We start from the raw sequence: 16,979 nt of genomic DNA, 5'->3' as shown, positions 1-16,979 counted from the left end.
CGCTCGTGATGAGGGAATGCTGATGACGCGAAAACGCGCCCTGGGCCGCGGCCTGGATGCCCTGATCGGTGCCGGCGCCCGCCGCCGCGAGAATCTCGAGCTGCCCGAAGGGCAAGCCTTGCCCGACGGAGCGAGCGAGCCGGCGGCGGCGGTAGCCGAGATCGAGGAGCGACTCGAACGCCTGCCGCTGAGCCAGCTCACCCGCGGCAAGTATCAGCCGCGTCGCGACATCCAGCCCGAGGCGCTGGAGGAGCTGGCCGACTCGATCCGAGCCCAGGGCGTGATGCAGCCCATCGTGGTGCGGCCCATCGGCGAGTCGCGCTACGAGATCATTGCCGGTGAACGTCGCTGGCGCGCCTCCCAGCTGGCCGAACTCGACACCATCCCGGCGGTGATCCGCGAGGTCAGCGACGAAGTCGCCCTGGCCCTGGCGCTGATCGAGAACATTCAGCGCGAGAACCTCAACCCGGTGGAGGAGGCGATGGCGCTCAAGCGCCTGCTCGAAGAGTTCGAACTTACCCAGCAGCAGGTGGCCGATGCGGTGGGCAAGTCCCGCGCCCAGGTCGCCAACCTGCTGCGCCTGCTGGCGCTGGACCCGGAAGTGCAGACCCTGCTCGAGCGCGGCGATCTCGACATGGGCCATGCCCGTGCCCTGCTCGTGCTGCCCGCTGCCAAGCAGCGTCGCGCTGCCCACGAGGTGGTCAACAAGGATCTCACCGTGCGCGATACCGAGGCGCTGGTGAAGCGTCTGACCCAGGGCGAACCGAAGAAAGTCGCGGCGGTGGCATCCAGCCCCGACGTGGCGCGCCTGGAGACCCGCCTCGGCGAAGTGCTGGGCGCTCCGGTCAGGATTCAGCACGGTCGCGGCGGCAAGGGGCGGGTCACCATCCGCTATTCCAGCCTCGAGGAACTGGACGGTATTCTCGAGCACATTCGTTGAGCTATGCGGCCCGTGGGATGTCGACAATGACTTCCACCTTTGGTCGCATAGCTACGTCATTCGAGCCTAAAAGCGTACTGGCCGGTTGAAGGGCCAGGGGCGCTTCCCTATAATCCGCCGTTGTTTGCCTGAGTGTCACGCTCGGCCAAGCCGGCACCCAAACCCTGTTTAGGCAGGGCAGGAAATGTCGACAGGATGCACGGATACGCTGCCATGAGGCGCCGGCGCCCGGATTTTACCCGCCTCTTTTTGGCACAGGGCTTCGCCACCTTGCTGGTAGCCCTGCTGGCTGGCCTGCGACATGGTCACGAAGGGGTGCTGTCGGCCCTGATGGGCGGCCTGGTCAGTCTGCTGCCTTCGCTCTACTTCGTCTGGCGCGGGCTGCGCGTTCGAGACGGCCGGCGACCGCGGGTCAGCGTGATGAATCTCTATCAGGCAGCGATGGGAAAGTTCGGTTTGACGGTGGCACTGTTCGTGATCGTGTTCGTCGCAGTGCCCCCCTCAAACCCGGCTTTTTTCTTTGTCGCATATGTGGCGGCGCAGCTCATGCACTGGCTGACACCCTGGCTACTGCGTGACCGACCGACCCAACGAACCTGAGGTAGCAGCGTATGGCAGCAGGTAATGAAATAACCGCCATTTATTACATACAGCACCACCTTCAGAACCTGACCTTCGGCAGGCATCCCGAGCTCGGTTGGAAGTTCGCCAGCACCTCGACCGAAGCCCAGGAGATGGGGTTCATGGCCATTCACGTGGACACCATGGGCTGGTCCATCGCCATGGGTGTGCTGTTCCTGTGGCTGTTCCGCAAGGCCGGCCAGATGGCGACCACCGGCGTGCCCGGCGGGCTGCAGAACGCTGTCGAGATGGTCATCGAGTTCATCGAGAACCTGACCCGCTCCACCTTCCACGGCAAGAATCCGCACATCGCGCCTATCGCGCTGACGCTGTTCATGTGGATCCTGCTGATGAACACGCTGAAGATCCTGCCGGTCGATTACTTCCCGGAGCTGTTCGGTCGCCTCGGCGTCGAGTACATGAAGATCGTGCCCACCACCGACGTCAATGCCACCCTGGGCATGGCGCTGGGCGTGTTCTGTCTGATCGTCTACTACAGCTGCAAGGTCAAGGGTGTCGGCGGCTTCGCCAAGGAGCTCTCGCTCACGCCGTTCAACCACTGGCTGCTGATCCCGTTCAATCTGGTCCTCGAAATCGTCGGCCTGATCGTCAAGCCCATCAGCCTCGCACTGCGTCTGTTCGGCAACATGTTCGCCGGCGAGGTGATCTTCATCCTGATCGCGTTGCTGCCGTTCTGGGCGATCTGGGTGCTCGACGTGCCGTGGGCCATTTTCCACATTCTGGTGGTATCGCTGCAGGCCTTCATCTTCACGACCCTGTCGATCGTGTACCTGAGTGCCGCTCACGAGCACCACTGAACCAAGCAACCTTTGCAACGAAGTACTGAAACTAACCTCAACCTGACCTACTAGGAGCAACATCATGGAAATCGTCTACCTTGCCGCCGCCATCATCATCAGCGTCAGCGCCCTGGCTACCGGTATCGGCTTCGCCATGCTGGGCGGCAAGCTGCTCGAGTCCACCGCTCGCCAGCCGGAGCTGGGCGACCAGCTGCAGACCCGCACCTTCATCATGGCCGGTCTGCTCGACGCCGTGCCGATGATCGGCGTCGGTATCGCGATGTACCTGATCTTCGTCGTTGCCGGTTAAAGACAGCACCGAGCGCTGAGGCGCTCGGTTCGCTTCTCTCCGGTTGCCACGAACCCGTCAGAGGTACATACCCGTGAATATCAACATGACGCTTATCGGGCAGACGATCGCCTTCGCGATCTTTGTCTGGTTCTGCATCAAGTACGTGTGGCCGCCGATCAGCTCCGCGCTCCACGAGCGCCAGAAGAAGATCGCCGATGGCCTCGACGCGGCCAGCCGGGCTTCCCGCGACCTCGAGCTTGCTCAGGAGCAGGCTGCTCAGACGCTGCGCGAGAGCAAGGAGCAGGCCTCCCAGATCCTCGAACAGGCCCACAAGCGCTCCACTCAGATGATCGAGGAAGCGCGTGAGCAGGCCCGTGCCGAAGGCGAACGCCTGGTGGCTGGCGCCCGTGCCGAGATCGATCAGGAAATCAATCGCGCCAAGGAAGAGCTTCGCGCCCAGGTGGCGACACTTGCCATTGTCGGGGCCGAGCGTGTTCTGGAAGCCTCCGTCGACGAGAAGGCGCATCGCAAGCTGCTCGACAAGCTTGCCGCCGAACTGTGAAGGAGGTGACCCATGGCGGAAACGTCAACCGTCGCACGACCCTACGCCAAGGCGGCTTTCGAGTATGCGCGTGACCACAAGGCGCTGGAAGCCTGGTCCGACATGCTGGTCAAGCTGGGCCAAGTCGTAGCGGAGCGTGATGCGCAGAAACTGTTCGCGAGCCCCAAACTGACCGACGACCGCAAGGTCGAGCTGGTCATCGAACTGGCCGAGGCCAAGGTCGACGACGCAGGCCGTCGTTTCCTGGAGTCGCTTGCCGAGAAGGGGCGTCTTACCGCCCTGGGTGCCATTGCCGAGCAGTTCGAACGTCTGCGCGCCGAGCATGACAAGCGTGTCGACGTCACCGTGGTCACGGCCTTCGCGCTCGACGACAAGCAACAGAACAAGCTCGCAGGCGCGCTCAAGAAGCGGCTGAATCGCGAAATCTCCATTACCACTCAGGTGGATCCGAAGCTTATCGGGGGCGTTATCCTGCGCGCCGGCGACACCGTCATCGACGGGTCGGTGCGTGGTCGACTGAACCGCCTCTCCGAAGCCCTTACCGCCTGAGTCTGAGGGACATGGCATGCAGCAACTGAATCCTTCCGAGATCAGCGACATCATCAAGCAGCGTATCGAAAAGCTGGATGTCGCATCCGAAGCCCGCAATCAGGGCACCATCGTCAGCGTCTCCGACGGCATCGTGAAGATTCACGGTCTCGAGGACGCGATGTTCGGTGAGATGATCGAATTCCCCGGCGGTATCTACGGCATGGTGCTCAACCTCGAGCGCGACTCCGTGGGCGCCGTGGTGCTGGGCGACTACCTGAAGCTGGAAGAGGGCATGACCGCCAGCTGTACCGGTCGTATCCTCGAGGTGCCGGTGGGCCCCGAACTGGTTGGCCGCGTGGTCGATCCGCTGGGCAACCCCATCGACGGCAAGGGCGACGTGGGCGCCAAGCTGACCGACGCGGTGGAAAAGGTCGCCCCGGGCGTCATCACCCGTCAGTCGGTCGACCAGCCGATCCAGACCGGTCTCAAGGCGATCGACGCCATGGTGCCGATCGGCCGCGGCCAGCGTGAGCTGATCATCGGCGACCGTCAGATCGGTAAGTCGGCCATCGCCGTCGACGCCATCATCAACCAGAAGGGCAAGGGCGTCATCTGTATCTACGTGGCCATCGGTCAGAAGCAGTCGACCATCGCCAACGTGGTGCGCAAGCTCGAGGAGCACGGCGCGATGGATCACACCATCGTCGTCGCTTCCGGCGCCGCCGACCCGGCCCCGATGCAGTTCCTGGCACCCTACGCCGGCTGCACCATGGGCGAGTACTTCCGCGACCGCGGTCAGGACGCGCTGATCGTCTATGACGATCTGACCAAGCAGGCCTGGGCCTACCGTCAGGTGTCCCTGCTGCTGCGTCGTCCGCCGGGCCGTGAAGCCTACCCGGGTGACGTCTTCTATCTCCACTCGCGTCTGCTCGAGCGTGCCGCGCGCGTCAACGCCGACTACGTGGAGAAGTTCACCAACGGTGAGGTCAAGGGCAAGACCGGCTCGCTGACCGCGCTGCCGATCATCGAGACCCAGGGCGGCGACGTTTCCGCGTTCGTTCCGACCAACGTGATCTCGATCACCGACGGCCAGATCTTCCTGGAAACCGACCAGTTCAACGCAGGCATCCGCCCGGCCATCAACGCCGGTCTGTCGGTATCCCGCGTGGGTGGTGCGGCCCAGACCAAGATCATCAAGAAGCTCGGTGGCGGCGTGCGTCTGGCACTCGCCCAGTATCGCGAGTTGGCGGCCTTCTCCCAGTTCGCTTCCGATCTGGACGAAGCCACCCGCAAGCAGCTGGAGCACGGTCAGCGTGTCACCGAGCTGATGAAGCAGAAGCAGTATTCGCCGCTGTCCGTGGCCGAGATGGGCGTGTCGCTGTATGCCGCCAACGAAGGCTTCCTGGATGACGTCGACGTGAGCAAGGTGCTGGACTTCGAGCGTGCCCTGCACGAGTACATGAGGTCCGAGCAAGCCGAGCTGCTCGACAAGATCAACCAGACCGGCGACTACAACGACGAGATCCAGCAAGGGCTGAAGCAGGGTCTCGAGCAGTTCAAGGCCACTCAGAGCTGGTAATTCCACTGGCCCGCCCGGCAAGGGCGGGCCCTGGAGCTTTCTGAGGGCCACGAACGGAGTAGATCGCTATGGCAGCTGCAAAAGAGATACGCACCCAGATCGGGAGCATCAAGAATACGCAAAAGATCACCAGCGCCATGGAAATGGTCGCTGCGTCGAAGATGCGTAAAGCGCAAGATCTGATGAAGGCCAGCCAGCCTTATGCCCGGCAGATCCGCAACGTGGTGGGCCATATCGCCGACGCCAACCCCGAGTATCGCCACGATTACATGATCGAGCGTGACGAGGTGAAGCGGGTCGGCTACATCGTGGTCTCCACCGACCGCGGCCTGTGTGGCGGCTTGAACGTCAACCTGTTCAAGGCCGTCATCAAGGACGCCATGGCGTGGCGCAACGAGGGCGCGGAGCTCGACTTCTGCGCTCTGGGCAGCAAGGCCGGCGGCTTCTTCCGCAACTACGGCGGCAACCTGGTGGCAGCCAAGAGCGGCCTGGGCGAAGCGCCCGAGGTCGAGGCTCTGATCGGCAGCGTCAAGGTGATGTTGGACGCCTACGACGAAGGGCGGGTCGACCGCCTGTTCGTGGTGTACAACGAGTTCGTCAACACCATGACGCAGAAGCCGGTGGTTCGTCAGCTGTTGCCGCTCTCCCCCGATATGGGGGCCGATGCGGATGACGAGGACAACAAGCGTCCCGGTAGCTGGGACTACCTGTATGAGCCGGATGCCAAGGCGCTGTTGGATAGCCTGCTGGTTCGCTTCATTGAATCGCAGGTCTATCAGGCGGTGGTCGAGAACGGGGCCTGTGAACAGGCGGCCCGGATGATCGCCATGAAGAACGCCACCGACAACGCCGGCGGACTGATCGACGATCTGGAGATGGTGTACAACAAGGCCCGCCAGGCCGCCATCACCCAGGAAATTTCCGAGATCGTCGGCGGTGCCGCCGCCGTATAGCGCCCGGGGAGAGCCCATGGCTCTCCCGCTACAGGTTTCATTTGCAGGTATTTGAGAGGATCGCAAGATGAGCGGACGTATCGTACAAATCATCGGCGCGGTGATTGACGTCGAGTTCCCGCGGGACTCGGTTCCCAAGGTCTACGACGCGCTCAACGTCGCCAACTCCGAGACCGTGCTCGAAGTCCAGCAGCAGCTGGGCGACGGCGTGGTGCGTACCATTGCCATGGGTTCCACCGAGGGCCTGAAGCGCGGCATGGAGACCACCAACACCGGAGCACCGATCTCCGTGCCGGTCGGCAAGGAGACCCTGGGTCGCATCATGGACGTGCTGGGTCGGCCGATCGACGAGGCCGGCGACATCGGTGAGCAGGAGCGCATGCCCATTCACCGTCCGGCACCCACCTATGCCGAGCAGGCAGCTTCCAACGAGCTGCTCGAGACCGGCATCAAGGTCATCGACCTGGTCTGCCCGTTCGCCAAGGGTGGCAAGGTCGGCCTGTTCGGCGGCGCCGGCGTGGGCAAGACCGTCAACATGATGGAGCTGATCCGCAACATCGCCATCGAGCACAGCGGTTACTCCGTGTTCGCCGGCGTGGGTGAGCGGACCCGTGAAGGTAACGACTTCTACCACGAGATGACCGAGTCGAACGTTATCGACAAGGTATCGCTGGTATACGGTCAGATGAACGAGCCGCCGGGCAACCGTCTGCGCGTGGCCCTGACCGGCCTGACCATCGCCGAGAAGTTCCGCGATGAAGGCCGCGACGTGCTGCTGTTCGTCGACAACATCTATCGTTACACCCTGGCCGGTACCGAGGTATCCGCACTGCTGGGCCGTATGCCCTCGGCGGTAGGCTACCAGCCGACCCTGGCCGAGGAGATGGGCGTTCTGCAGGAGCGCATCACCTCCACCAAGGTGGGCTCAATCACTTCCGTGCAGGCCGTCTACGTGCCCGCGGACGACCTGACCGACCCGTCGCCGGCCACCACCTTCGCCCACCTGGACGCCACCGTGGTACTGGCGCGTTCGATCGCCGAACTGGGTATCTACCCGGCCATCGATCCGCTGGACTCCACTTCGCGCCAGCTCGACCCGCTGGTCGTCGGCGAGGAGCACTACAACACCGCCCGCGGCGTGCAGAACGTGCTGCAGCGCTACAAGGAGCTCAAGGACATCATCGCGATCCTGGGCATGGACGAACTGTCCGACGAGGACAAGCAGACCGTGGCCCGTGCGCGTAAGATCCAGCGCTTCCTGTCGCAGCCGTTCTTCGTGGCCGAGGTCTTCACCGGTGCACCCGGCAAGTACGTATCGCTGAAGGATACCATTCGCGGTTTCCAGGGCATCCTCGAGGGCGAATACGACAACCTGCCGGAGCAGGCCTTCTACATGGTGGGCAGCATCGACGAGGCCGTCGAGAAAGCCAACCAGATGAAGTAAGGCCGTCCACCAGGGGGACTTCGCTATGGCGAATAGCTTCAAGTGCAACATCGTCAGCGCCGAAGAGGCGATCTTCTCGGGTGAGATCGAGCAGCTCGTCGCTTCCGGCATCATGGGCGACCTGGGCATCCTGCCCGGGCACGCCCCGCTGCTGACCGAGCTTCAGCCTGGTCCGGTCCGCGTCATCCGGGAAGGCGGTACGGAAGAGAACTTCTACGTCTCCGGCGGCTTCCTCGAAGTGCAGCCCGACGTGGTGACCGTACTGGCCGACGCGGCCTCCCGTGCCGGCGACCTCGACGAGGCCGCCGCCGAGGAAGCCCGTCAGCATGCGCTCAAGGCATTCAACGACAAGTCGTCGGAGCTGGATTACACCCGCGCCGCCGCCGAACTCGCGGAAGCCGTGGCCCAGCTGCGTACCATTCAGCAGCTGCGCAAGAAGGCCGGCAAAGGCTGATTCCAGGCCTGTCTGTCACGAAACGCCCCTCGAACAGCGTTCGAGGGGCGTTTTCGTATCTGTTACCATAGCCGTCAGATTGCCACGGTCGGCTGCTAGCATGGCCGGCTAACTCCCACTTTGCGGCGTCAGGAGGATGCCATGTCCTTGAACGAGACCCTGATAGAACAGAAAGACGCCCTACTGGAGGCCCACCAGGCCGACGACCGCGAACGGTTGGATGAACTCTTGCCCGAGCTGCGCGCGGCGGACATTGCCGAGATCCTCGAGCAGATTGCCGAGGAGCAGGACAACCAGACCGTGTTCGCCTTGCTCGACCGCCTGCCGCTGGATCGGCGAGCGCACATCATCGGTTATCTGCCCGAAGATCTTCAGGAAGACCTGGCACGTGAGATGAGCGATGAGGTGCTGCTCACGGTTCTGGAGGAGATGAGTGCGGACGAGCGTGCCGATCTCTTCAACCTGCTGGATGAAGACCGGCGCGAAGGGCTGCTGCGGCGCATGGCACGCCAGGAGCGTGAAGACCTCAAGCGCCTGGCGAGCTATGAAGAGGGCACCGCGGGTTCGATCATGACCTCGGACTACGTGGCGATTCCCAGCGGCATGACCGTGTCCCAGGCGATGATGCGTGTTCGTCAGACCGCACCGGATGCCGAAACCGTCTATCAGCTCTACATCATTGACCAGGATGGCAAGCTGGCGGGCACCCTGTCGCTGCGTCAGCTGATGGTGGCGCGGCCCGGAGCCCAGGTCGACGACCTGATGATCAAGGATGTTATCAGCGTACCGGTGGACGAAGAGCAGGAGGAGGTCGCCCGTCTGGTGGCCCGCTACGATATGCTGGCCGTGCCGGTGATCGACCATGAAGAGCGTTTGGTTGGCATCATCACCCACGACGACGCCATGGACGTGGCCGAAGAGGAAGCCACCGAGGACATGCACAAGGGTATGTCCATCGGCAAGCTCGAGGGCGGGCTGCGCAGCGCCAGCCTGTTCGATCTCTACCGTAAGCGTATCGTCTGGCTGGTGCTGCTGGTGTTCGCCAACATCTTCTCCGGCGCCGGTATCGCCTACTTCGAGGAGACCATCGAGGCCTACATCGCGCTGGTGTTCTTCCTGCCGCTGCTGGTGGACAGCGGCGGCAACGCCGGCTCCCAGGCCGCCACCCTGATGGTGCGCGGCATGGCCACCGGCGACGTGCGCAGCCGTGACTGGGCCAAGCTGCTGGGTCGCGAGGTCTTCGTCGCCGCCGGGCTGGGCCTGACCATGGCGCTGGCGGTGTCGGTAGTGGGCATCTTCCGTGCCGGCACCGAGATCGCCATGGTGGTGGCCATGAGCATGGTACTGATCGTGATCGTGGGCAGCCTGATCGGTATGATCCTGCCGTTCATTCTCAATCGACTGGGTTGGGACCCGGCCACCGCCTCGGCGCCGCTGGTGACCTCCATCGCCGATGCTTCGGGGGTGCTGATTTATTTTGCCCTGGCAACGGCTGTGCTGGGCCTGCCGGGAGGCTAGAAGGACCACACCAGCGCCAGGCGGTTTGGTTGGTCATTGCCAGCAAGGCGGTGACCGGTCGAGCCGCCCGGCCTGGCTGGCAAGGGCGGTATCTGTTCGCTTGCCGAGGCATTCGTGCCGTGTGTCTGAGTACGGCTTGAAATTGACTGTGCAGCAGTGCTGAATATTTAAATGGTAACGACATGAAGTTAGTTGACACATCAAATTAGCTGTTTTAAGGTTCGCCGCGTAGTTCAACATCAACATAGGCAAGGTGGAAATCCATGGAAGACCCCAGTAGTCGATTATCCAAGCGCGGGAGTTTTCGCCTGGCGGAGATGACCCAGCTTCCCCCCTGCCTGTAAAATCTGCCTCCCCCGGATGCAGCCTTTCCAGGCAGAGTGAGCCTGGAGCCATCGTATTTCCCACCAAGCGTCTATCCTCGCGCCATTCGTGGCCTTGCGAGGCGTTGTCGTGTCTGCGATTCGACAGGCATGTCTTGAGCGAGCGTCACTGACAATCTGCTGCCATTGAGCCTTTTATTTAAAGTCTCATGGGTTTTTATTGCCGAAATTAAATATTAATTTATTTCGGCCATGGCATTCTTTTGCCTTAAATAAGCGAAAGGAAAGAACGATGGCGACTCAAGTCCTGACATTGAAAAAAGCGGCTGGCGGCGAAAAGTTGGCTCACCCGATCTCCAACTCCATGCGCCAGACCTTCCTGAGGGTCAACCGCAATACACTGGCGAAGGACGTGCTGGACATGGTCAAGTGGTCGGAGCTGCCCGAAGAGATGATGGGGATCGTTTTCGTGCACGCCGACGACGGCCGTCACCTGGGCTTCGTGCGGTTGACGGCCCTGCTGCGTGCCAAGTCCGACCAGCCGGTTCACTACCTGCTCCAGGGGGAGACGCTGTTCGTGCGGGAGAGCACCGATCAGGAGGAGGCCGCGCGACTGCTGCAGAAGCATGACGTTGCCCTGCTGCCGATCCTCTCCGAAAGCGGTGCGATGCGCGGTGTGCTGACCTTCGACGACGCCATGGACATTCTCGATGAAGAGACCTCCGACGACATCTACTGGAAGGCGGGCGTGGGTGACGTGACCCACTATCAGGACGCCGTGCGCAGCGAGAAGCTCACTTCCGGTGGCATCGGCTATCCGGTCAAGGTGAGGCTGATGTTCCTCATGGTGACGTTGGCCGGCGGCATGCTGGTGGGCGGGGTGATCGATCACTTCGAAGGCGTGCTGGAGTCGCTGGTGGCGTTGGCGATCTTCATCCCGCTGGTAATGGACATGGGCGGTAACGTGGGCACCCAGTCGACTACCATCTTCGCCCGCGGCCTGGCGCTGGGGCATATCGACCTGAAGCAGTTCTTCCGCAAGCATCTGCTGCGCGAACTGCGTGTCGGTCTGGTCATGGGGGTGCTGCTGGCCACGCTTGCCGGTGCCATCGCCTGGGCCTGGCAGGGCGCGCCCAACGGCATTCCGATGCTGGGCGTGGTGGTCGGCGTATCGCTGTTCGTCTCGGTGGTGGCTGCCAGCGTATTGGGTTTCCTGCTGCCCTATATCATGCTGAAGATCGGCGTCGACCATGCGCCGGGAGCCGACCCCTTCATCACCACCATCAAGGACTTCACCGGCCTGGCCGTGTACTTCCTGATGGCCGGCTGGCTGCTGGGCGTGTCAGGCTGAAGTCAGCAAGTGGCATTGACAGGTACTTTTATCGGGACTCATCGAGCTCCCCGGCATGCCGGAGAACTCTCCGAAGCGATGCTTCGCTCATGGGAGATCACACCATGTTCCAACCACGACGTCTTGCCGGCGGTCTGCTCTGCGCCTTGCTGCCCACCCTTGCAGTGGCCGGGGTGGACGATGCCGCCCTGATCGATGCCAACAGCTGCTCCATCGATCTCTGGCATACCCGTATCGACGGTGGAGGCCATCAGAACTACGTCTCACCCACCTGTCGTCCCGGCGGGAACTACCAGTTCACCGCGGTGTTCGGCAACGAGCATGAGGAGGGCGAGAGCGAGCAGGTTTATGGCCTCGAAGCCAAGATGCTATTCACCAGCCTCGAAGCGCATGGCTATGGCCTGGGCCTGGTCGTCGGTAGCGAGTACCTGACTGAAATGAGCCGCTGGGAAACCCAGTATGCGCTGGTGCCGCTCACGCTGGGATTTGCCGACGAGCGCGCTCTGGTGCACTTCAATCTGGGCTGGGAGAGGGAGCGCAGTGCGGAGACACGCAACGCCCTGACCTGGGGGCTTGGCAGCGAAGTCGGAATCGCCGGGCCGCTGGTGGCGATTGCCAATGTGTTCGGCAATGACCGCAGCAGCAGTGAGAGCAGTATCGAGGTGGGCCCCCGGCTGGCGCTGCTGGACGACAAAGTGCTGATCGATGCCCTTTTCGAAAGGGAGCTGGGTGGGGAGAACACCCGTGCCTACACCCTGGCTCTGACCTACGCCTTCTGATGTCGGCAGGGCTGCGGGCCCCTGGTGGCTCCAGCCCTGCTATTCAACCACCTCCCGGGAACAAGAGGTGAGCGAGATGACCTATTCCATCCACAACCCCGCGGTGCTGCTCCAGGCGGCCAAGGCGGCCAACATTCACGGCCAGTGGGATGCCAAGCGCTGCTGTCTCGTGCAGCAGGACATGCACAGCGGTGGTGAAAAGCGCTGGCAGCCTTTGGAAAGCAGCCGGGACGCCAGTCAGCTCCAGGCTCGCCTGGGCTTGAGGGTCAGCGTATGCAAGCGAGTCAGGCGGGTGCGCGTCGAGGAACCTGCATTGCTAGAGCCACGCTTCGTTGAGGTCGACTACGACGAAGGCACTCTGCAGGCTGCCACGCGCAAGGCCATCGTGCTGATGGCGTCGAGGCTGGCCGAACGCGAACCGTAAAGTCAAAGTAGGAAGAGACAGGCAAAAGGCGGCTACATAGCCGCCTTCTTCATTTATTGCCCACGCTTGCTTCGTCCACTCGACGGACTCATTCTCGATGCTCGAAGATCGAGCGAATGGCGACGAACAGAATAACCGTCAGCAGCAGCGAGAAGGGAATGGCGATGAGCGAAACGGCAGGCACGATCATGTCGGCGGCCATGGCGAACTCCTTGAGAGCGACGAGTGGGGAGCGCCGGCGCTAGGCGTCGACTGGACAGGCGATGTTAGCACGGCGGACGCCGGGTTTCAGCGCACGTTCTGCTTTATCTCGACCTCTGCCAGCCACGGCACGTCGTGAATGAGGTCGCTCAGCTGACGGGGCAGCGCCGCGAGTTCCGAGTAGGACAGCTGGCAATCCATGAACACATCCACACTGATTCGTCCTTCGAGATAGTGCAGCCGATAATGTTCGATATGGGGCCAGCAGGGATGCGACGACCAGTGGTCGGTCAGCACACGGTCCACCTCGGGTCGCAGTGGCAGGCCGGGGAAGCGGCTGGGATCGCCCTCGCCGGCGTCGTCCTCGGGATCGATGTGAAAGGTCACGTCGCTGAGCGCGGGATAGGCGAGGCGCAGCCGGCGGCTGACCTCGTTGCCGATCTCGTGAGCCTCCGAGACGCTGATGCGCGGGCCCACCACCACGTGCAGGTCGACGATGGCGTGACCCGCCGACTGGCGGGTGCGCAGGTCGTGCACGCCTTCCACGCCGGGCACCTCGAGAGCGACTTGGTGCATCTGCTGCTGGGCATCGGCCGGCAGGGCGGTATCGACCAGCTCGCGGGCCGACTCCCACAGCAGATCCCAACCCACCTTGCCCACCAACAGGCCGACGATCACCGCCGCCACGGCGTCGAGCCAGCCGAAGCCGAACTGGGCACCGATAAGGGCTACCAGCACTACCGCCGTGGAGAGCACGTCGGAGCGCGAGTGCCAGGCGTTGGCCTCGAGGAGCTTCGACTTCACCCGCTTGGCAACACGCATGGTGTAGTGAAACAGCCACTCCTTGGCGAGCAGGGCCGCCAGCGCCAGCAGCATCGCCAAGATCCCCGGAGCGGCGATCTCGGTGCCGGCAAGCAGCCGCAGCAGGCTCGACCAGGCGATGGCACCGGCGACGAATATCAGCACGCTGCCCAGCAACAGGGTGGCCAGGGTCTCGATACGACCGTGGCCGTAGTGGTGGTCATGATCGGGGCCCTGGCGGCCATAGTGGGTGGCCGCCAGCACGAAGCCGTCGGTGATCAGGTCGGAGAATGAGTGGATGCCGTCGGCCACCAGGGCCGCTGAACCGACCAGCGTGCCCACCACCACCTTGGCACAGCCCAACAGGCCGTCGAGCCAGGCGGCGATGTAGGTGGCGCGCTTGGCATCGCGGCTGTGCACTGCCTGATCGTCAGTCGAGATCATGGTCGTTCGAGCTCCCTGCATCCAACTGCTATATGTTCTCATTTACACTGAGCCAATTGAAGCGCCTAGAGGCCCAGCACGGCGGTGGCAATGGCGAAGTAGATCAGCACCCCCGAAGCGTCGGCGATGGAGGTCACCAGCGGCGCCGAGGCGGTGGCCGGATCCCAACCCAGTCGATTGAGAATGAACGGCAGGATCATACCGATCAGGCTGCCCACGATCACGATCAGTACCATGCTCATGGCCACCACCATGGCGATCTCGGTGCCGGCACGGAAGATGCCCACCACCGACACCGCCAGCGCCATGGTCAGGCCCAGCCCGGCGGCGACGAAGACCTCGCGGCCCAGCAGTCGGGCCCAGTCGCGGCTGCGCACGTCGCCGGTGGCCATACCACGCACCATCAGGGTGGCGGCCTGGGAGCCGGCGTTGCCGCCGCTGTCCACCAGCAGTGGCAGGAAGAACACCAGCGCGATGTAGGCCTCGATGGTCTCCTCGAAGTAGGCGATACCGGCGCCGGAGAAGATGTTGGCGAATACCAGCAGCACCAGCCACATCACCCGCTTGCGGTAGAGATCGAGCAGGCTGGCGCTGCGCAGCCCGCCCTCGATCTTGCCGATGGACATACCCTTGTGCATGTCCTCGGTGGCTTCTTCCTCGGCCACGTCCATGGCGTCGTCGTAGGTGACGATGCCGACCAGGCGCTCACCCTCCAGTACCGGCAAGGCGAGGAGATCATAGCGGGCGATCAGTCTGGCCACCTCTTCCTGTGGGGTGTCGATGCCGACCCAGATGACCTCTTCGGTCATCAGTTCGGCCAGTTGGTTCTCACTGCTGGCCAGGATGATTTCACGCAGCGACACGGTGCCGAGAAAGCGCCCCGAGGTGTCGATGCAGTAGACCTGATAGATGGTTTCGACATCGGCGCCCTTGAGCCTCAACGTCTGCATGGCGCGAGCCACACTGTAGTAGGCGGGAATGGCCATGAACGCCGAGGTCATGATGGCGCCCGCCGTGCCTTCCGCATGTCGAGCCAGCTTCAACAGGTCGTCGCGCACCGTTGGCGGCAGCGCCTTGAGCAAGGTTTGCTGACGCTCTCTGTCGAGCTGCTTGAAATAGTCGACACGCTCATCGGCACTCATGTGCGCGACCAACTCGGCTAGCTCCGATACGGGCATGCCGGCGGTAGCGGCCAACTGTTCCTGTGGCTCCAGGAAGCCCAGCGTGGCGGCCCGCTTGTCGAGCGGCACGCAGTGCAGCAGCACGGCCATTCTCGACGCCGGCTCATGGTGGCCGACCTGGGCGAGGTCGGCCGGATTCAGTTCGCTGGCCAGGGTTTCGACCAGGGCAGTGTCCTGGTCCTGCAGGGCCTTGTGCAATTCGGCGGCAATGATGCTGTAGCTCATGGCAGCTCTCCCGTGCGAGCCAGGGGCCGTAGCCTCTGGCTGTGATAGCGCTTGTTCATTGAAGGGAGATGACACCGCTGGCCGTTGCCAGCGGGCATGGCTAGATGGTTGGCAGGCCCAGCACCGAGGTAGCGATGGCGAAATAGATCAACACACCGACCCCATCGGCAATCGAGGTCACCAGTGGCGCCGAGGCGGTGGCCGGATCCCAGCCGATGCGGTTGAGAATGAACGGCAGCACCATGCCGATCAGGCTGCCCACGATCACGATCAGCACCATGCTCATGGCCACCACCATGGCGATCTCGGTACCGGCGCGGAAGATGCCCACCACCGATACCGCCAGCGCCATGGTCAGGCCCAGCCCCATGGCCACCAGCACCTCGCGGCCCAGCAGCCGGGTCCAGTCGCGGGTGCGCACGTCGCCGGTGGCCATGCCGCGCACCATCAGGGTGGCGGCCTGGGAGCCGGCGTTGCCGCCGCTGTCCACCAGCAGCGGCAGGAAGAACACCAGCGCGATGTAGGCCTCGATGGTCTCCTCGAAGTAGGCGATACCGGCGCCGGAGAAGATGTTGGCGAACACCAGCAGCACCAGCCATACCACCCGCTTGCGGTAGAGATCGAACAGGCTGGCGGTGCGCAGACTGCCACCGAGCTTGCCGATGGACATACCCTTGTGCATGTCTTCGGTGGCCTCTTCCTCGGCCACGTCCATGGCGTCGTCATAGGTGACGATGCCCACCAGGCGCTCCCCGCCATTGATCACGGGCAGGGCCAGCAGGTCGTAGCGGGCGATCAGCTTGGCCACTTCCTCCTGGGGTGTGTCGACACTGGCCCAGACGATCTCTTCGGTGATGAGATCGCGTACCAGGGCGTCCGGCGCGGCGAGAATCAGCTCACGCAGAGAAAGGGTACCGACCAGACGCTCGGCCTCGTCGATGCAGTAGATCTGATAGATCGTTTCGGCATCCGGCCCCTTGGTGCGTACCAGTTTCAAGGCTTCCGCCACCGGGATACCAATCGGCACGGCCATGTAATCCGAGGTCATGATCGCCCCGGCCGTTCCTTCTTCGTAGCTGGCCAGCTTGCGCAGGTCTTCCCGCTCCTCCTTGGCCAGGGTGCGCAGCAAGGCCTGCTGTCGATCCTCGTCGAGCAGCTTGAACAGGTCGGCACGCTCGTCGGCGTTCATGTGCTGCAGCAGTTCGCCAAGCTTGCTGTCGGTCAGCGTGGCGGCGAGCTCCTCCTGCAGCGCCACGCTCAAATAGCCGAACGCCACCGCACGCTGGTCGAGCGGCAGGTGCTGCAGGAGCGAAAGCACGGTATCGGTGTGCTCGTGCTGGACGAATTCGGCCAGGTCGGCCGGCTGCATTTCGGCGATCAGGCGCTCGATGGCTTCCTGATCGCGACGCTGCATGGCGCTGCGCAGAGAGGCAGCGAGAATGGCATAGCTCATGGTCGGGCTCCTGGCGCGCATCGGCACGTGCGCGCAGAAGCCTTTGGCTGGACCTTAGAGAGTCAGGTCCGGCAAGGGCCGGGGCGCGCGCGGCGGTGCAGCG

17 protein-coding genes are annotated in these 16,979 nt (G+C 63.2%); 14 read left to right on the top strand and 3 right to left on the bottom strand.

What is annotated here, in order from left to right; genetic code table 11:
- Positions 1 to 22: 22 nt before the first annotated feature.
- The 14 genes from B8115_RS01480 to B8115_RS01415 all read left to right on the top strand — a co-directional run bounded on the left by B8115_RS01480 (position 23) and on the right by B8115_RS01415 (position 12,571).
- Positions 23 to 940, top strand: coding sequence for a ParB/RepB/Spo0J family partition protein (locus B8115_RS01480; protein ID WP_026037804.1), 918 nt, complete (start codon positions 23 to 25; stop codon positions 938 to 940).
- 213 nt (positions 941 to 1,153) lie between these two features.
- Positions 1,154 to 1,540, top strand: coding sequence for an ATP synthase subunit I (locus B8115_RS01475; RefSeq protein ID WP_234251542.1), 387 nt, complete (start codon positions 1,154 to 1,156; stop codon positions 1,538 to 1,540).
- An 11-nt stretch (positions 1,541 to 1,551) separates the two neighbouring features.
- Positions 1,552 to 2,379, top strand: a complete 828-nt coding sequence (gene atpB / locus B8115_RS01470; protein ID WP_010625959.1) for a F0F1 ATP synthase subunit A — start codon at positions 1,552 to 1,554, stop codon at positions 2,377 to 2,379.
- Between the two features lie 64 nt (positions 2,380 to 2,443).
- The gene (gene atpE / locus B8115_RS01465; RefSeq protein ID WP_010625958.1) at positions 2,444 to 2,671 is read left to right on the top strand and encodes a F0F1 ATP synthase subunit C; all 228 of its coding nucleotides are present in this window, start codon (positions 2,444 to 2,446) and stop codon (positions 2,669 to 2,671) included.
- Between the two features lie 73 nt (positions 2,672 to 2,744).
- Entirely contained in the window at positions 2,745 to 3,215 is a 471-nt protein-coding gene (locus tag B8115_RS01460; protein ID WP_010625957.1) for a F0F1 ATP synthase subunit B, read from the top strand.
- Positions 3,216 to 3,227: 12 nt separating this feature from the next.
- Positions 3,228 to 3,764, top strand: coding sequence for a F0F1 ATP synthase subunit delta (locus B8115_RS01455; RefSeq protein WP_010625956.1), 537 nt, complete (start codon positions 3,228 to 3,230; stop codon positions 3,762 to 3,764).
- 16 nt (positions 3,765 to 3,780) lie between these two features.
- A complete protein-coding gene (gene atpA / locus B8115_RS01450) occupies positions 3,781 to 5,325 on the top strand; it encodes a F0F1 ATP synthase subunit alpha (RefSeq protein ID WP_010625955.1) in 1,545 nt (514 codons plus the stop codon).
- A 68-nt stretch (positions 5,326 to 5,393) separates the two neighbouring features.
- Positions 5,394 to 6,278: a F0F1 ATP synthase subunit gamma gene (gene atpG / locus B8115_RS01445; RefSeq protein ID WP_010625954.1), complete on the top strand. Its 885-nt coding sequence runs from the start codon at positions 5,394 to 5,396 to the stop codon at positions 6,276 to 6,278.
- Positions 6,279 to 6,345: 67 nt separating this feature from the next.
- Complete coding sequence (gene atpD / locus B8115_RS01440) at positions 6,346 to 7,722, top strand: F0F1 ATP synthase subunit beta (RefSeq protein WP_010625953.1); 1,377 nt, start codon at positions 6,346 to 6,348, stop codon at positions 7,720 to 7,722.
- Between the two features lie 25 nt (positions 7,723 to 7,747).
- Entirely contained in the window at positions 7,748 to 8,176 is a 429-nt protein-coding gene (locus B8115_RS01435; RefSeq protein WP_010625952.1) for a F0F1 ATP synthase subunit epsilon, read from the top strand.
- A gap of 141 nt (positions 8,177 to 8,317) precedes the next feature.
- The gene (gene mgtE, locus B8115_RS01430; protein ID WP_010625951.1) at positions 8,318 to 9,694 is read left to right on the top strand and encodes a magnesium transporter; all 1,377 of its coding nucleotides are present in this window, start codon (positions 8,318 to 8,320) and stop codon (positions 9,692 to 9,694) included.
- A gap of 615 nt (positions 9,695 to 10,309) precedes the next feature.
- Positions 10,310 to 11,368: a magnesium transporter gene (locus B8115_RS01425; RefSeq protein ID WP_010625950.1), complete on the top strand. Its 1,059-nt coding sequence runs from the start codon at positions 10,310 to 10,312 to the stop codon at positions 11,366 to 11,368.
- Between the two features lie 104 nt (positions 11,369 to 11,472).
- On the top strand, positions 11,473 to 12,147 hold the full coding sequence (locus tag B8115_RS01420) for a hypothetical protein (protein WP_010625949.1): 675 nt from the start codon (positions 11,473 to 11,475) through the stop codon (positions 12,145 to 12,147).
- Between the two features lie 76 nt (positions 12,148 to 12,223).
- Positions 12,224 to 12,571: a hypothetical protein gene (locus B8115_RS01415; protein WP_010625948.1), complete on the top strand. Its 348-nt coding sequence runs from the start codon at positions 12,224 to 12,226 to the stop codon at positions 12,569 to 12,571.
- A gap of 288 nt (positions 12,572 to 12,859) precedes the next feature.
- On the opposite strand, the gene B8115_RS01410 is transcribed toward B8115_RS01415, so the two are convergent.
- The 3 genes from B8115_RS01410 to mgtE (B8115_RS01400) all read right to left on the bottom strand — a co-directional run bounded on the left by B8115_RS01410 (position 12,860) and on the right by mgtE (B8115_RS01400) (position 16,876).
- A complete protein-coding gene (locus tag B8115_RS01410) occupies positions 12,860 to 14,017 on the bottom strand; it encodes a cation diffusion facilitator family transporter (RefSeq protein WP_010625947.1) in 1,158 nt (385 codons plus the stop codon).
- Positions 14,018 to 14,082: 65 nt separating this feature from the next.
- Positions 14,083 to 15,423, bottom strand: coding sequence for a magnesium transporter (gene mgtE, locus B8115_RS01405; RefSeq protein ID WP_010625946.1), 1,341 nt, complete (start codon positions 15,421 to 15,423; stop codon positions 14,083 to 14,085).
- A 100-nt stretch (positions 15,424 to 15,523) separates the two neighbouring features.
- Positions 15,524 to 16,876 (bottom strand): magnesium transporter, encoded by a 1,353-nt coding sequence (mgtE, locus tag B8115_RS01400; protein ID WP_010625945.1) that lies wholly within the window; start codon positions 16,874 to 16,876, stop codon positions 15,524 to 15,526.
- Positions 16,877 to 16,979 lie beyond the last annotated feature (103 nt).

The sequence above is a fragment of the Halomonas sp. KM-1 genome (genome assembly GCF_000246875.1).
In the GTDB taxonomy this organism is placed as follows: domain Bacteria; phylum Pseudomonadota; class Gammaproteobacteria; order Pseudomonadales; family Halomonadaceae; genus Halomonas; species Halomonas aerodenitrificans.
Note: the sequence above shows the minus strand (reverse complement) of the source record. Positions and strands in the feature narration are given on the sequence as shown.

Bases quoted from the DNA above. Each gene is read 5' to 3' on its own strand.
- mgtE (WP_010625951.1), top strand. From the start codon at position 8,318: ATGTCCTTGAACGAGACCCTGATAGAACAGAAAGACGCCCTACTGGAG.
- atpA (WP_010625955.1), top strand. From the start codon at position 3,781: ATGCAGCAACTGAATCCTTCCGAGATCAGCGACATCATCAAGCAGCGT.
- mgtE (WP_010625946.1), bottom strand. From the start codon at position 15,423: ATGAGCTACAGCATCATTGCCGCCGAATTGCACAAGGCCCTGCAGGAC.
- B8115_RS01425 (WP_010625950.1), top strand. From the start codon at position 10,310: ATGGCGACTCAAGTCCTGACATTGAAAAAAGCGGCTGGCGGCGAAAAG.
- atpG (WP_010625954.1), top strand. From the start codon at position 5,394: ATGGCAGCTGCAAAAGAGATACGCACCCAGATCGGGAGCATCAAGAAT.
- atpD (WP_010625953.1), top strand. From the start codon at position 6,346: ATGAGCGGACGTATCGTACAAATCATCGGCGCGGTGATTGACGTCGAG.
- B8115_RS01420 (WP_010625949.1), top strand. From the start codon at position 11,473: ATGTTCCAACCACGACGTCTTGCCGGCGGTCTGCTCTGCGCCTTGCTG.
- atpB (WP_010625959.1), top strand. From the start codon at position 1,552: ATGGCAGCAGGTAATGAAATAACCGCCATTTATTACATACAGCACCAC.
- B8115_RS01410 (WP_010625947.1), bottom strand. From the start codon at position 14,017: ATGATCTCGACTGACGATCAGGCAGTGCACAGCCGCGATGCCAAGCGC.
- B8115_RS01435 (WP_010625952.1), top strand. From the start codon at position 7,748: ATGGCGAATAGCTTCAAGTGCAACATCGTCAGCGCCGAAGAGGCGATC.
- mgtE (WP_010625945.1), bottom strand. From the start codon at position 16,876: ATGAGCTATGCCATTCTCGCTGCCTCTCTGCGCAGCGCCATGCAGCGT.
- B8115_RS01455 (WP_010625956.1), top strand. From the start codon at position 3,228: ATGGCGGAAACGTCAACCGTCGCACGACCCTACGCCAAGGCGGCTTTC.
- B8115_RS01415 (WP_010625948.1), top strand. From the start codon at position 12,224: ATGACCTATTCCATCCACAACCCCGCGGTGCTGCTCCAGGCGGCCAAG.
- B8115_RS01475 (WP_234251542.1), top strand. From the start codon at position 1,154: ATGAGGCGCCGGCGCCCGGATTTTACCCGCCTCTTTTTGGCACAGGGC.
- atpE (WP_010625958.1), top strand. From the start codon at position 2,444: ATGGAAATCGTCTACCTTGCCGCCGCCATCATCATCAGCGTCAGCGCC.
- B8115_RS01480 (WP_026037804.1), top strand. From the start codon at position 23: ATGACGCGAAAACGCGCCCTGGGCCGCGGCCTGGATGCCCTGATCGGT.